This is a genomic window from Sphingobacterium sp. GQ94, assembly GCF_059758715.1.
The window spans coordinates 1-15,828 of sequence record NZ_JCAXEC010000003.1 but is presented as its reverse complement, the minus strand read 5'-3'; the positions used below and the strand labels follow the sequence as shown (position 1 = coordinate 15,828).

The 15,828-nt window shown below is 38.1% G+C and carries 10 protein-coding genes and 2 tRNA genes; 7 read left to right on the top strand and 5 right to left on the bottom strand.

All coding sequences use genetic code 11. The annotated features are described in order from the left end of the window. Positions 1 to 49 precede the first annotated feature (49 nt). Both gltB and AC6CHH_RS03490 read left to right on the top strand, forming a co-directional pair. Positions 50 to 4,549 carry a glutamate synthase large subunit gene (gene gltB, locus AC6CHH_RS03495; protein ID WP_498279782.1) on the top strand — a complete coding sequence of 1,500 codons (4,500 nt, stop codon included), beginning with the start codon at positions 50 to 52 and terminating at the stop codon, positions 4,547 to 4,549. Positions 4,550 to 4,567: 18 nt separating this feature from the next. Beyond that, positions 4,568 to 6,034, top strand: coding sequence for a glutamate synthase subunit beta (locus AC6CHH_RS03490; protein ID WP_498279780.1), 1,467 nt, complete (start codon positions 4,568 to 4,570; stop codon positions 6,032 to 6,034). Between the two features lie 196 nt (positions 6,035 to 6,230). Here the strand turns inward: AC6CHH_RS03490 and AC6CHH_RS03485 are convergent. Together AC6CHH_RS03485 and AC6CHH_RS03480 are read right to left on the bottom strand one after the other, a co-directional pair. Continuing rightward, positions 6,231 to 6,303, bottom strand: a tRNA-Met gene (locus tag AC6CHH_RS03485). 47 nt (positions 6,304 to 6,350) lie between these two features. Next, positions 6,351 to 6,423 (bottom strand) — tRNA-Met (locus AC6CHH_RS03480). Positions 6,424 to 6,535: 112 nt separating this feature from the next. Here AC6CHH_RS03480 and era point away from each other — a divergent pair. Continuing rightward, positions 6,536 to 7,414, top strand: coding sequence for a GTPase Era (era, locus tag AC6CHH_RS03475; protein WP_498279778.1), 879 nt, complete (start codon positions 6,536 to 6,538; stop codon positions 7,412 to 7,414). Here the strand turns inward: era and AC6CHH_RS03470 are convergent. The 3 genes from AC6CHH_RS03470 to AC6CHH_RS03460 form a co-directional block, all read right to left on the bottom strand. Further along, positions 7,411 to 8,712 (bottom strand): cation:proton antiporter, encoded by a 1,302-nt coding sequence (locus AC6CHH_RS03470; RefSeq protein ID WP_498279776.1) that lies wholly within the window; start codon positions 8,710 to 8,712, stop codon positions 7,411 to 7,413. The genes era and AC6CHH_RS03470 overlap by 4 nt on opposite strands. Positions 8,713 to 8,721: 9 nt before the next feature. Next, positions 8,722 to 9,201 carry a cation:proton antiporter regulatory subunit gene (locus AC6CHH_RS03465; RefSeq protein ID WP_498279774.1) on the bottom strand — a complete coding sequence of 160 codons (480 nt, stop codon included), beginning with the start codon at positions 9,199 to 9,201 and terminating at the stop codon, positions 8,722 to 8,724. Positions 9,202 to 9,274: 73 nt separating this feature from the next. Then, positions 9,275 to 10,054, bottom strand: coding sequence for an MBL fold metallo-hydrolase (locus tag AC6CHH_RS03460; RefSeq protein ID WP_498279772.1), 780 nt, complete (start codon positions 10,052 to 10,054; stop codon positions 9,275 to 9,277). A 115-nt stretch (positions 10,055 to 10,169) separates the two neighbouring features. Between AC6CHH_RS03460 and recJ the strand changes: the two genes are divergently transcribed. From recJ to AC6CHH_RS03440, 4 genes are all read left to right on the top strand, one after another. Next, the gene (recJ, locus tag AC6CHH_RS03455; RefSeq protein ID WP_498279770.1) at positions 10,170 to 11,870 is read left to right on the top strand and encodes a single-stranded-DNA-specific exonuclease RecJ; all 1,701 of its coding nucleotides are present in this window, start codon (positions 10,170 to 10,172) and stop codon (positions 11,868 to 11,870) included. Between the two features lie 31 nt (positions 11,871 to 11,901). Beyond that, a complete protein-coding gene (lptB, locus tag AC6CHH_RS03450) occupies positions 11,902 to 12,636 on the top strand; it encodes an LPS export ABC transporter ATP-binding protein (protein ID WP_498279768.1) in 735 nt (244 codons plus the stop codon). Positions 12,637 to 12,659: 23 nt separating this feature from the next. Further along, on the top strand, positions 12,660 to 14,174 hold the full coding sequence (locus AC6CHH_RS03445; RefSeq protein WP_498279766.1) for a GH3 auxin-responsive promoter family protein: 1,515 nt from the start codon (positions 12,660 to 12,662) through the stop codon (positions 14,172 to 14,174). Between the two features lie 560 nt (positions 14,175 to 14,734). Next, complete coding sequence (locus AC6CHH_RS03440) at positions 14,735 to 15,805, top strand: branched-chain amino acid aminotransferase (RefSeq protein ID WP_498279764.1); 1,071 nt, start codon at positions 14,735 to 14,737, stop codon at positions 15,803 to 15,805. Positions 15,806 to 15,828: the final 23 nt, after the last annotated feature.

The following is a 15,828-nucleotide window of genomic DNA, read 5'->3' as shown; positions in this document are numbered from 1 at the left end:
TCATATATTAGCAAACTCGTTTGTTATTATTACTAATTATCAAAATACAATGCAGTTAGAAGGACTTTACAACCCGGAGTTTGAACATGATGCCTGTGGGGTTGGTTTCGTAGCTCATATAAAAGGGCAAAAATCACACAACCAAGTTAAAGACGCATTAACCATGTTAGAAAACATGGAACATCGTGGGGCATGCGGTTGCGATCCAGAATCAGGAGACGGAGCAGGTATTATGCTTCAACTTCCACATGAATTTTTGTGGGAAGAATGTATTAAACTTGGTATTCAATTACAGGAACCAGGATATTATGGAGTCGGGATGATTTTCTTACCCAAGGAAAAAGAAATGAATCAAATCTGTCGCCAAGTTATCGCTGAGTCTGCTGCAGATCGGAAAATGGAATTACTTGGATTCCGTTCAGTTCCAGTAAATCGAGATGGAATTGGCCCAACCGCATTAGGTGCGGAACCAGAAATTGTTCAATTTTTCATTTCAAGACCCGAAGGGGTAGTTAATACGGAGGATTTTGAACGTAAGCTTTTTGTCTTGCGTCGTTTAATTATTCAAAAAATCAAAAATTATCAGGAATATCCTCTCCCCTTATATGTTGTTTCACTTTCTTGTAAAACCATCATATACAAAGGGCAATTAACAACTTATCAGGTTGGCAGTTATTTTGAAGATTTACGTGATCCCAGAGTAGTATCAGCCTTTGGTATGGTACATTCCAGATTCTCAACGAATACCTTTCCATCCTGGTCGTTAGCGCAACCCTTTAGAATGATTGCACATAATGGCGAAATCAACACGTTAACAGGTAATTTAAACTGGTTTTATGCGGGAGTTAGGGCCTATTCTTCACCATTTTTTACAACAGAAGAAATGGAAATTCTACTTCCAGTGGTTGATAAAGGCCAATCAGATTCTGCCTGCTTAGACAATGTCGTGGAACTATTGCTTCACTCCGGAAGAAGTCTACCCCATGTCTTGTTGATGTTAGTACCTGAAGCATGGGACGGAAATGAGCAAATGGACCCGTTAAAAAAGGCATTCTACGAATATCATGCTACCTTAATGGAACCTTGGGATGGCCCAGCCGCTTTATGTTTTACAGATGGAAATATCATTGGGGCAACCTTAGACAGAAATGGTTTACGCCCACTACGGTATGCCGTTACCTCAGATGACCGAGTTATTGTCGCCTCGGAAGCAGGCGCATTACCTATTGATGAATCTTTAATTATCAAAAAAGGAAGACAACAACCTGGTAAAATCTTTGTAGTGGATATGAGTGAAGGTAAGATCAAATCTGATGACGAGGTTAAAGGCGAATTAATCAGACAACAACCTTACGGAGATTGGTTAAATAATTATAAAATCGAATTAGAAGAGTTAGCAAATCCACGCGTTACTTTCACCTACCTATCCAAAGAATCTGTATTTAAGTATCAACAGTCCTTCGGGTATTCTCGTGAAGATATTGACAATATTTTAACACCGATGGCTCTAACTGGCTATGAACCAATCGGCTCAATGGGAACAGATGTACCCTTAGCTGTTCTCTCTGATCAACCTCAACACATATCAAGTTATTTTAAACAATATTTTGCACAGGTGACAAACCCACCAATCGATCCAATAAGGGAACGTTTGGTGATGAGTTTAGCAACTTTTATAGGGAATTCAGGAAATATCCTCGTAGAGGATAAAAAATTCTGTCATTGTGTTACCTTAGAACATCCGATACTGACCTCGAGTGAGTTAGAAAAACTGCGCTCAATTGACACGGGGGTATTTCAGGCCAAAACAATACAAAGCTATTTTAGAGCAGACGGGAATCCCGGAGCACTACAGGCTGGATTGGATCGATTATGCCGGTACGCTGACGATGCTGTAAAAGATGGATTTGAAGTCATTATTTTGTCTGACAGAGCGATTGACTCTCAACATTGTGCAATTCCATCTTTATTGGCCGTTTCGGCAGTACACCATCATTTGATAAAGACGGGAAATAGGGGTGCCGTTGGATTAGTAGTTGAGGCAGGCGACGCATGGGAAGTTCATCATTTTGCTTGTTTGCTAGCCTTTGGAGCTACCGCGATTAATCCATATATGGCTTTAGCAAGTATTCGTACGATGAAGGCCACCAACCAACTTGACACTGAACTAAGCTGGGAGCAGTTAAAGAAAAATTATGTGAAAGCAGTTTGTAATGGATTACTGAAAATCTTCTCTAAAATGGGAATTTCGACATTACAATCGTATCACGGTGCTCAAATATTTGAAGTATTAGGTATACAGAGTGAAGTTGTAGATCGATACTTTTGTGGTGCTGTTTCACGAATTGGCGGCTTAAGTTTAGATGACCTTGCAAAAGAGGTATTGGCAAAACATCGCAGAGGATTTGAAACCACTAGAGTTAGTCCGACCCTTCTTCCAGAAGGTGGAATATATCAATGGAAAAGAAGAGGTGAAGGTCACTTGTGGAATCCACAAACTGTACATTTACTGCAACAAGCCTGTCGTAAAAATGATTATGAATCTTATAAAAAATATGCTTCGTTGATCAACAATCAAAAGGAACATATGTTTACCCTACGTGGTTTATTAGAATTTGCAAAACACCGTACACCGATTTCAATTGAAGAGGTTGAACCTGTAAGTGAAATCTTGAAACGTTTTGCAACGGGAGCGATGTCATTTGGTTCCATTTCGCATGAAGCACATAGCACCTTAGCCATTGCAATGAATCGAATTGGAGGAAAGTCCAATACCGGTGAGGGCGGTGAAGACGAGATCCGTTTTAGTAAGTTACCAAATGGAGATTCGATGCGCTCGGCCATTAAACAGGTCGCCTCCGCGAGATTTGGTGTTACCTCGAATTACCTCACCCAAGCTGATGAAATTCAGATAAAAATGGCTCAAGGAGCAAAACCTGGCGAAGGCGGGCAGCTTCCGGGCCATAAAGTCGATGAATGGATTGCAAAGGTACGTCATTCAACACCTGGGGTCGGTCTAATTTCACCTCCTCCCCATCATGATATTTATTCTATCGAAGACTTAGCGCAATTAATATTCGATCTTAAAAATGCCAATAGAGACGCACGTATCAACGTAAAACTCGTGTCAAAAGCTGGAGTTGGAACGATAGCTGCCGGAGTTGCAAAGGCGCATGCTGATGTAATTTTAATTGCAGGATATGATGGTGGTACCGGAGCTTCTCCAATTAGTTCAATCAAACATGCCGGTCTCCCTTGGGAACTTGGGTTAGCAGAGGCGCATCAAACGTTAGTTCAAAACAAACTACGTAGTCGTATTGTACTGCAGGCCGACGGGCAAATGAAAACTGGTAGAGACTTGGTTATTGCAACACTATTAGGTGCAGAGGAATGGGGGGTAGCGACTGCCGCATTGATTGCCGGGGGTTGTATCATGATGCGCAAATGTCACCTAAACACATGTCCGGTTGGGGTAGCAACACAAGATCCCGAATTGCGCAAGCTATTCTCAGGAAAACCAGAAGACATTGTTCATCTTTTTCAATTTTTAGCTGAGGAAATGCGTGAAATAATGGCAGAATTGGGATTCAAAACAATCAATGAGATGGTTGGTAGAGCTCAATTTTTAAAGAAAAGAGAAGATATAGACCATTGGAAAGCTAAGAAGATAGACTTTTCGGGCATCCTACATGTTGCCCTAAATTCAACTGGAGAAACCCTACATAATACAGAAGAACAGGACCACGGTCTTAGTATGATCTTAGATTGGGGATTATTAAGGCAGGCTAAAAATGCGATAGAGACAAAAACTCCTGTATTCGGAACCTTTAATGTAAAAAACACAGACCGGACTATTGGCACTTTGCTTTCGAATGAAATTTCAAAACGCTATGGATCGGAAGGCCTTCCAGATAATACCATCAATTTTAAATTTGAAGGATCAGCAGGTCAATCGTTCGGCGCATTCAATACTAAAGGTATTTCATTTGAACTAGAAGGAGAAGCGAATGACTATGTAGGAAAAGGCCTATCTGGAGCTCAGCTTGCAATCTATCCCGCAAAAGAAAGCACCCTGACTCCACATGAAAATATCATCATAGGAAACGTTGCCTTGTATGGCGCCACCTCGGGTCACCTATTTATAAATGGTATGGCTGGAGAAAGATTTGCCGTTCGTAACTCGGGCGCAACAGCAGTGGTGGAGGGTATTGGAGATCATGGATGTGAATACATGACAGGTGGAAGGACTCTAATTTTAGGGGAAACAGGAAGAAATTTTGCAGCAGGGATGAGCGGAGGGATTGCTTGGATTTACGACCTTACAGGAAGTTTTAAAGACAACTGTAACACAGAGTCGGTGGATCTAGACCCACTTGACACTGAAGATGAAACAGCAATTATTAATTTGTTAAAGCGCCACATTCATTTGAGTAATAGTCAGAGAGCGAACTATATTTTAACAAATTGGTCGACAGAGAAAAACCGTTTCATTAAAGTATTCCCTAAGGAATATAAAAACGTAATTAATAAAAAATTAGCAATAGCATAATCGAATAGGAATAAAATCATGGGAAAACCAACAGGATTTTTAGAATTTGAAAGAATGCTCCCTCAGAAAGATGTAGTGGAGAGCAGAAAACAAAATTATCAGGAATTCGTCCACCCTTACTCAGATTCACAATTGAACACGCAAGCAGCGCGATGCATGGATTGCGGAATACCATTTTGTCATTCAGGATGTCCCTTAGGAAATGTAATTCCTGAATTTAACGATGCTGTTTATAATGGAAATTGGGAAGAGGCTTATCAGATCTTAAATTCTACAAATAATTTCCCAGAATTTACAGGTCGCATATGTCCCGCACCTTGCGAATCTGCTTGCGTACTTGGCATTAACAAAAATCCAGTAGCGATTGAAGAAATTGAAAAACACATTATTGAAATCGCTTTTAAAAAAGGATTTGTAAAACCTGATAAATCACATCTATCAACGGGTAAGAAGGTGGCTATTATAGGTTCTGGTCCTTCTGGACTTGCTGCTGCGGCGCAACTTAATAAAGCCGGACATCAAGTCATTGTTTATGAACGTGATGATAAAATTGGTGGTTTATTGCGGTATGGCATTCCAGACTTTAAATTAGATAAATCAATCATTGATCGTAGGATTGAAATCATGGAACAGTCGGGAATTGAATTTAAAACAAACGCAGAAGTAGGCGCAAATGTCGATATACAAGAACTTGACCATTATGACGCAATTGTCTTGTCTGGAGGTTCAACCATACCAAGAGACTTAAACATTCCTGGACGTGAGCTTAAAGGAGTTCACTATGCGATGGAATTTTTAAAACAACAAAACAAACGGGTTGGAAACTCCCCTATTGCTGAACCGCAAATACACGCTAAAGGCAAAAATGTCCTAGTCATTGGAGGCGGCGACACAGGGTCTGACTGCGTGGGAACATCCAATAGACATGGAGCAAAATCAGTGACCCAATTTGAGCTCATGCCAACTCCACCAGAAAGCCGCACAGAAAATATGCCTTGGCCGAGCTATCCGATGTTGCTTAAAACAACCTCTTCCCACGAAGAAGGATGTCAAAGACATTGGAGTATTAGCACAAAGGAATTTGTCGGCGACAGTGAAGGGAATTTGAGGGGAGCTATTATCGTTGATTTGGAATGGGAAATCGACAAAACTGGAAGACCTACTTCATTTAAAGAAGTTCAAGGATCGGCTCGTGAAATCCCGTGTGAATTAGTCACATTAGCAATGGGATTTTTATATCCTCAAAAAAATGGATTATTGGAGCAGTTGGGTGTAAACCTGGATAACCGAGGAAATGTATCAGCGAATGAATCAGACTATAAAACTAATTTAAGTAAGGTTTTTGCTGCCGGAGATATGAGAAGAGGCCAATCTTTAGTCGTTTGGGCGATATCTGAAGGACGCGAATGTGCCCGTCAAGTTGATCAATTCTTAATGGGAACAAGTGTCTTAGAAAGCAAAGAAGCAGTTTACAACCGCTCTTAAAGATTAGAATTACTATTTCTTTTTTTTCTTTTTAAAAAACATGATCTCATAGAGATCGTGTTTTTTTTGTTACCAAAAATCGATGGTTATATTGAAGCATCTCTTGTGAGTGCCTTAACGTAACACGGATGTATCAAAAATCATGGAAACAGGCATAAAAAAAGGTTCCAATCAATTAAGATTGAAACCTAAAAAGTAGCGGGGATCAGACTCGAACTGATGACCTTCGGGTTATGAGCCCGACGAGCTACCAACTGCTCCACCCCGCAATGTATTTTTAATGTCTTTGGACCAAGTCTCGCACTTGGTCCGCTAGTAGCGGGAATCAGACTCGAACTGATGACCTTCGGGTTATGAGCCCGACGAGCTACCAACTGCTCCATCCCGCAATATATTTTTAAAAATCTTGCTCCTATCGACAAACAAGCAGATTATATTACCTCCGAATTGGAGTACAAAGATATTATTTGTTTCTTTGTAAAGCAAATAAAAAACAAAATAATGTCGCATAAAGCTGGATTCGTAAGCATCATTGGTAAACCAAATGCAGGTAAATCAACCCTAATGAACGCTTTAGTGGGTGAAAAGATGTCAATCATCACTTCTAAAGCTCAAACCACACGCCATAGGATTATTGGCATAGTCAATGATGAAGATCATCAAATAGTCTTTTCAGACACTCCTGGTGTTATCAAACCGAACTATTCTTTACAAGAATCAATGATGAATTTCGTCATGGGTTCAATAATAGATGCTGACATTCTTTTGTTTGTTACAGATATTAATGAAAAGTACGATGAAAATGATGTGCTTGAAAAACTTCGCAATACTAATTCCCCTGTCGCAGTGATTATAAATAAAGTTGATAAGTCAACTGAAGATGATGTAAAAGCGAAGATTGAGTATTGGAAAGAGAAAATAAATCCAGAAATCATATTTCCAGTTTCAGCATTATTAGGTTACAATGTAGAGGCTGTGATGAATTATATTAAAGAGAAACTTCCATTTCATGCCCCTTATTATGACAAGGATGAGCTAACGGATAAAACTATGCGATTCTTCACTTCTGAAATCATTAGGGAGAAAGTTTTTAAACTCTATGACAAAGAAATACCATACAGTACAGAAATTATCATCACCTCATACAAAGAAGAAGCAAACATCACAAGAATAGCCGCCGAGATTATAGTAGAGCGTGATTCTCAAAAAAATATAATTATTGGAAAAGCAGGCGCAATGATCAAGAAGGTTGGAACCTACGCTCGACAAGATATTGAAGAATTTATAGGCACCAAAGTATTTTTAGAACTCTTTGTTAAGGTTATTCCGGATTGGAGAAGTAAAAAAAATTATTTGAAAAGTTTCGGATATGAAGATTAAGCGTCTTGAGCAATAGGCTCTAAGTCACTAAGTTTCTTTTTAGGTTTTTTAGGCAACTCATCTTCTCCCGCAAGTTTATTCCAAATATTGCGGGATTCTTTTGTTAATAGTGGTGAAACGATCGATAAAATTAACACATAAACCACCACAAAAGATTGAATTACCGGCAATAATTTCCCAGCTTTACCAATGTTAGCCATGATAATGGAAAATTCTCCTCTAGCTGAAAGCGTGAAGCCTATATCTACTGAATTCTTTGGTTTTAAATCAGAGAATTTACTTGCAACATATCCTGAAACAACATTTCCGATGATTGTGACAACAGCAGCGAATGTCGCCCACCCAACAGCACCTCCTAATGAATAAATATCAATAGAAAGCCCAAAACTAAAGAAAAACATAGCACCGAAGAAATCTTTAAATGGTAAAACCATGGCTTCAATTTTCTTTAAATATTTGGAATCTGCAAAAACCAATCCTGCCATCAATGCGCCTATAGCTTCGGCGACATGAATCGTTTCAGAAAGGCCGGCAATTGTAAACAATAAACTAAAGATGACCAGAATAAATAATTCGGAAGATTTATCGTGAAGCAATTTATCAATATAAGGAACCAATTTTCTACCGAGAATCAAAAACGAAACAATAAAGACCAGCGCCAAAAATGAAGTACCAGCAACTGTCCAAAAAGAACCACCTCCGGTTAAGATCAAACCCGAGAGGAAAGAAATATGCATCGCTATGAATAAGTCATCAAACATGATCATTCCCATGATCACTTCGGTTTCTTTATTTGCAGTACGTTTCAGGTCAGTAAGGACTTTCGCAACGATCGCTGTTGATGAACTTGTCATGATACCACAGAGGACCATCATTTCTTTAAAGGGCAGATTCATCATCCATCCCACCAACAATCCAGAAATAAAGTTCAATAAGACATAAAACGATCCGCCAGTAACAATGGATTTTCCAGACTTAATCAACCGCCCAACTGAAAATTCCAATCCTAGATAAAACAACAAAAAAAGGACCCCTAAGCGTCCCATAAAGTCAATGAAAGGTTTACTTTCCGAAAACGTGAGGAAGGACCACACAGAATTTACTGTGGAGGTCAAGTTCGCACTCCCTAACCGGGTAAGCAAATCAGCCAAAAAATCAGGATAATTTTCATTTCCTAATACCATGCCAATTACAATAAAAAAAGGTATTACCGAAAAACGTAGCTTATTGGCAATCAAACCAACCGATGCTACCAATAAAACAGCGATTCCAATTTCAATAATTATAGTATTAGTCATAGACAAAAATTACAATAAGATTTCTTTTAACAACTTGATACTTTTTTGTTTTCCAGCAATGACGAGTGTCGTTCCTGGGTAGATAATATAAGTAGGTCCTGGATTGATTACGGTATCTCCTTCTTTAATTGCTGCAATGATGGAAGCTCCTGTACGTTGTCTCACCTCTAGCTCTCCGATACTTTTGTTCACTCCATCATTTGATGGTTCAACTTTATACCATTCAATACGCAGATCATCAAGGGCCACCTCAATAATTTCTAATGCCTTCGGCTTATAAGACAAGCCCCCCAAAATACCAGCAACTTGACGTGACTCTTCATCGGATAAAGTCATCACACAATGGGTCTCATTATCCTCATCTTCATGACGGTAAAGTTCCCTCCGACCATCATCATGGATAACTACTACCATGTTGTCTCCAGCCTCCGTTTCAATTTGGTATTTCTTACCAATACCAATAAGGTCACTTTCTCTAACTATCGACATAATAATTAATATTAATTAGATTTAAATTAAAAATGCAACTTGTCTGATCTCAAATATATAGAAATCAAATGAATTATTCAGAATCAACAAGCTTGTAACTACCGTCTTCCTTTAATTCAGGCCGTCCAACAGAAATGCTTTTTGAATGATAAAATAAAAACACCCAACCTTCTGGAGCTCCCTGTGCCCAATATTCTTCTCTGAGTTCTTTTGCTCTTCTACCATTATAATCGTATTTGGCGATGAAATTTCTGAAAATTTCTTCTGGCTCAGGTAATTCATCACCCCCAAAGAAAAAATGTTCACCTTCGGTTTTAATGTGAAAGACTTGATGAAACTGACTATGACCGGCTGACACCTGATAGCTTATCTCAGGTGTCAATTGGCCATCTCCATTGACAAATAATATATTTCCACTCCGTTGTAAGATATCAAAAACATCCGTTTTATAAGAAGAAGATTCTGAGCTATAAGCAGCCTCCCATTCCTTTTCCTGGATCACATATTCTGCATTCGCAAAAGCAAGGCGTTTGGACCCATTTTTCACATCAACCATCCCATTAGCATGATCTTTATGCAAATGAGACATCAAAACATAGCGAACCTCCGAGATTGAAAATCCGAGTTTCTTTATATTCGCATGAATGACCAGTTCATCATCCTCATTTCGTTGACCTAAACCAGTATCAAGGACAATAAGCCCCTCCTTCGTTTCAATCAAAAAAGGATGAACATGAACAAAAAGAGATCCAGGTCTATCCTTTGGATTATCCTTTTTAGGATCAAAAGGAACGAATTTCTTACTAATATCAACGGAATACGAACCTTCAAAAAGGGAATATGCTCGAGCCATACTTATTTGTTTGTTTTCTTGAGAGTTAAGTGCATACTTACAAACACATCAGCTACAGCATTAGGTAAGTAGCATGAGATAATGTATATTTACACGTCATTAAGTAGGCAAAGATATGCAAAAAAGGTGGGTCCTAAAACCAAAAAAGAATGTCGACAAAACAAACAAACTCCAACAGGAACTTGGTGTAAGCCCCATCATTGCAGAACTTTTGATCAATCGCGAGATTGAAACCTTTGAACAAGCACGCAGCTTTTTCAGACCCTCTATAGACCAACTACACGACCCATTCTTGATGAAAGATATGGAGCTTGCGATTGCTCGAATCGAAAGAGCGATTGGGAATAAGGAAAAAATCTTAATATACGGTGATTACGATGTAGATGGTACAACCGCCGTATCTATAGTTTACAGTTTTTTCAGAGATTTTCATACTGGTTTAGAATATTACATTCCAGACCGATACAGTGAAGGATATGGAATTTCCATTCAAGGAATAGACTACGCGTATGAAAATGGTTTCACCCTTATTATTGCGCTTGACTGTGGAATAAAAGCATTAGATAAAATTGATTATGCAAATTCCAAGGGAATAGATTTTATTATTGGAGATCATCATTTACCTGGAGACACATTACCGCAAGCTGTTGCCGTATTGGATCCTAAAAGAGCTGACTGTGAATATCCGTATAAAGAATTATCCGGATGTGGAATAGGATTTAAGATAATTCAAGCATTCATTTTGCAGAATAAAATGAAAATGGAACTTGCTTATCAATTTCTAGATTTAGTGGCTGTTAGTATTGCATCTGACATTGTTCCAATAACTGGTGAGAATCGCTTATTAACTCATTTTGGCTTAAAAAAATTAAACAGTAATCCATGTTGTGGATTGCAGGCCTTAATCAACTTATCGACACATAAATCTGGTCAATTCTCTATCAATGATATCGTATTTCAAATTGGCCCTCGGATTAATGCTGCAGGGCGAATTGATCATGCGAAGGATGCGGTTCAATTACTCATTTCAAAATCGCTTCAAGAAGCGAAGGTTTTTTCAGAAAGCATAGATGATCAAAACACAGCGCGAAAAGGGTTTGATTTAAAAATCACAAATGAAGCATTAGCATTATTAGACAATAATATCCAACTACAGTCCCGTAAAACCACTGTATTATATCAGGAGGATTGGCACAAAGGCGTAATTGGTATTGTTGCCTCAAGATTAACAGAACGCTATTACAGACCAACCATTATAATGACCAATACCAATGGCCATATTGCAGGATCGGCTCGATCAGTGATTGGTTTTGATCTTTACGAAGCGTTAAGCGAATGTAGTGACCTTTTGGATCAATACGGAGGTCATAAATATGCTGCAGGATTAACGATGCAAAAAGATAATGTTGCTCTTTTTCAAGAACGGTTTGAACAAGTCGTCAGCAGAACTATAAAACCAGAAATGCTCCAACAAGAAGTTCTAATTGAAAAAGAAATCAGTTTATTAGATATCGATCATAAGTTTTACCGTATTCTTCATCAATTCCAACCTTTTGGCCCACAGAATGAGGCGCCTTGTTTTTTAACCAAGGGTGTAGTCGCAGGATCACCAGCTTATATTGTAGGTAGCACACATGTAAAGTTCAGCGTTAAACAAGCTGGTTCATTAACCCTTGATTGCATAGGATTTGGTTTAGGGGAGTATGTACAGGAAATCAATTCAACAAAACCATTTGATATTTGCTATTCTATTGAAGAGAATTCATGGAGAGGAAAAAAGAATTTGCAATTAAATATCAAAGCAATTAGATTTTAAAAAATATCTTTGCATTAAAAGGATTAAGTAAATGATTCTAAGAGCAGAACACCTTATAAAAAAATACAAACAAAGAACTGTCGTAAACGATGTTTCTTTTCATGTTGAACAAGGAGAGATAGTTGGTTTATTAGGACCGAACGGTGCTGGTAAAACAACTTCTTTTTACATGATCGTAGGTTTAATTAAACCTAACGATGGTCAAGTATTTTTGGATGATATGGAAATCACTCAAGACGCAATGTATAAACGTGCCCAACGGGGCATAGGGTACCTCGCACAAGAAGCATCTGTTTTCAGAAAACTTTCTGTTGAAAACAATATCCTTTCAGTTCTTGAAATCCATTATCCAAACAAAGGTGAACGTAAGGAAAAATTAGAGGAGCTTTTGACAGAATTCAGTTTACACCGTGTCCGTAAAAATCGTGGAGACTTACTCTCAGGTGGTGAACGGCGTAGAACCGAAATTGCACGAGCTTTGGCGGCTAATCCAAATTTCATTCTTTTGGATGAACCCTTTGCAGGAGTTGACCCTATAGCAGTGGAAGAAATTCAAACCATAGTGGCCAAACTTAAAACAAGGAATATCGGCATCCTAATCACAGACCATAATGTCCAAGAAACCTTATCGATTACCGATAGAGCATACCTTTTAACGGAAGGAAAAATTATGCTTACAGGTACTCCTGAAGAAATTGCGAGCAATGAGCTTGCTCGAAAATTTTATTTAGGAAGACATTTTGAATTACGTCGAAAAAAATTCTAATTTAGAGATTACAGCAGCGGACCATGGCCATTATAAACTCCCTTTTTACTTGGATAATGAAAAAGCGAATTCATCAAATTGAGCTTTTCATAAAGTATCCTCATGATGTACAAGAGGAGTGGTTCCAAAGTTTAATTTCTGCAGCTGAGGCGACTGAATGGGGTAAAAAATATGGTTACTCTAGCATATATACTCCTGAAGAATTTAAAAATAGAGTGCCAATCCAAGACTACGATGATATCAAAGGTTATGTTGATCGCATGATTAATGGTGAACAAAATATTCTTTGGCCTACGGATATTAAATGGTTTGCTAAATCTTCTGGGACTACATCAGATCGCAGTAAGTTTATCCCTGTCAGCATTGAAGCTTTGGAAGAATGTCACTTTCAGGGAGGCAAGGATATGCTTTCAATCTATTGTCATAACAAGCCCGAAAATAAACTGTTTACAGGAAAGTCCGTTGTAATTGGCGGTTCCTCGCAAATCAATAATTTCAGTGCGGATTCGTACTACGGAGATTTATCATCCATCTTAATACGTAACCTCCCTCTTTGGGCGGAATACAAAAGAACACCCAATATTCAAGTAACGTTAAATCCTAATTTCGAAGAGAAAATAGAACAAATAGCCCAAATCACAATAAAAGAAAATGTAACCAGTTTAGCAGGAGTTCCCACGTGGAACCTTGTTATGGCAAATCGTATTTTAGAGATCACTGGTAAGGAAAACTTATTAGAGGTGTGGCCGAATTTAGAATTTTACGGTCATGGTGGAGTGAGCTTCAAACCTTATAGAGATCAATTCAAAAAACTGATTCCCTCTGATAACATGTATTATTTTGAAAACTACAATGCCTCAGAAGGGTACTTTGGAATTCAAGACAGGGCTGATTCAGATGACCTATTATTAATGCTGGATTATGGGATTTATTATGAATTCTTACCAATTGAAAATATACATGATGAAAATCCAAAAACGCTAAGCTTACATCAGGTCGAATTGGATAAAAATTACGCCCTTATAATTTCAACAAACGCAGGTTTATGGAGGTATAAAATTGGGGATACAATAAAATTTACCTGCCTCTCTCCATACCGCATTCAAATCACAGGAAGAACAAAACAATATATCAATACTTTTGGGGAGGAACTCATTGTAGACAATGCTGATCAAGCGCTAGAGGTAGCCAGTAAAGCCACCTTTGCAGCCATAAGGGAATACACAGCTGGACCAGTTTATTTTAAAGATAAAAAGGCTGGTGCTCATGAATGGATTATCGAGTTCGAGAAAGACCCGAATGATTTTCAAAAGTTCAGTGAAATATTAGATCAGACCTTACGCGAGATCAATTCTGATTATGATGCTAAACGCTATAAAAACATGGCTCTCGGATTTCCCGTTATACATCATGCAACAAATGGTACTTTCTACGAATGGATGAAACAGCGGGGTAGATTAGGAGGACAGAATAAAGTACCTCGATTAGCTAATAATCGCGAATATTTAGATTCTATTCTCCAAATTATTACAAAATAAGCTAATTTGATATTAGTCAATTCGTTTTATTAAAACTTCATTTAAGGGAATTATTAGGGCCGAATGGCTGTTTTATATAGAAAAACGAAGAAGCCAAGAATAAACTTCCAAACTCCTATTTCTTGTCTATTGTGTGTATTTAAATTCGTATATTTTCTTTCCATAATTTTTCCGTTAGATCAAACAATCACTACCTTATAACTCGTTATACGTGCAGAAGGTTTTAATTTTAGCAAAAGTTAAAATTCGATACTAATTTCAATTAATCTTGGTTAATCTTCAAACGACACCCTAGTTCTTAAATTGTATCTAAGAATTCTAATTCCTAAGTGAATTCTATATTCCAAATACTGTACCGAAATACAGAAATCTTCTCTAACATTAAGTACAGGTACAAGGGCCACCAAAGTAGTATATAAAACAGTATACACTGATGGATAGCAAAACATACATATTTTTTTGAAATCCATCAGAAGAAGAATCCTATTAATTACTAGAAATACATCTTTAGAATATAATATTTTTAGCTAAATTGCGCTCAGTTAAACATTCAAAATGATATGAGCGCGACAGAACAAATTTCAATTCGCGTAGAGCCAACACAACATTCAAGACTCTCGCAGGTAGATTTTAACAACCTTAAATTCGGACAAATAATGTCTGATCACATGCTGGTTGCAAATTACGATAATGGTCAATGGACTGATGTAAGTATCGTCCCATATGCAAACCTTTCCGTCGATCCATCTATGTCTGCTCTACACTACGGCCAAGCAATTTTTGAGGGAATAAAGGGATATAAATTTGAAGACGGTACACTGAGCATCTTCCGTCCTGAGAAAAACTGGGAACGATTTAACAAGTCGGCGCATAGATTAAAAATGCCTGAAGTTCCTCAAGAGATATTTTTGGATGGTCTGAGTAAATTACTTGATATTGATAGAAATTGGATACCATCAAAAGAAGGGACCTCATTGTACATTCGTCCGTTTATGTTTGGAACAGAGGCTGCTTTGGGGGTACATCCATCAAAATCATATAAATTTATAATTATAACTTGTCCGGTGGGGGCTTATTACAGCAAACCAATAAGTTTGAAAGTTGAGACCCATTATACCCGTGCGGCAGAAGGTGGGGTTGGATTCTCGAAAAATGCTGGTAATTATGCATTATCCCTTTATCCAACACAGCTTGCAAACGATGAGGGTTATGATCAAATTATGTGGACAGACGCCCTAGAGCATAAATACATTGAGGAGGCTGGGACAGCTAACTTAATTTTCCGGATTGGGGAAAGTATCATTACTCCACACGGCGATACGATTTTACATGGAGTAACCAGAAGGACGATCATGGAACTAGCTGAAAAATGGGGTTACAAAACTGAACAAAGAAAAGTATCCGTACAGGAACTCATTGAAGGCATTCAAACTGGTGAAGTAGCAGAGGCCTTTGCTGCAGGAACAGCCGCTACGATCACCCACATCGATCGAATCGGGTTTGATGGTAAAGATTATGCTCTACCCCCAATAGCAGGAAGGGAATTTTCTAATAAAGTCCTAACCTATTTAAACGATTTGCGTTATGGAAAAATTGAAGATCCTTTTGGTTGGAATCTTCTGATAAAATAGACATACAATTATTTCAAAATGAA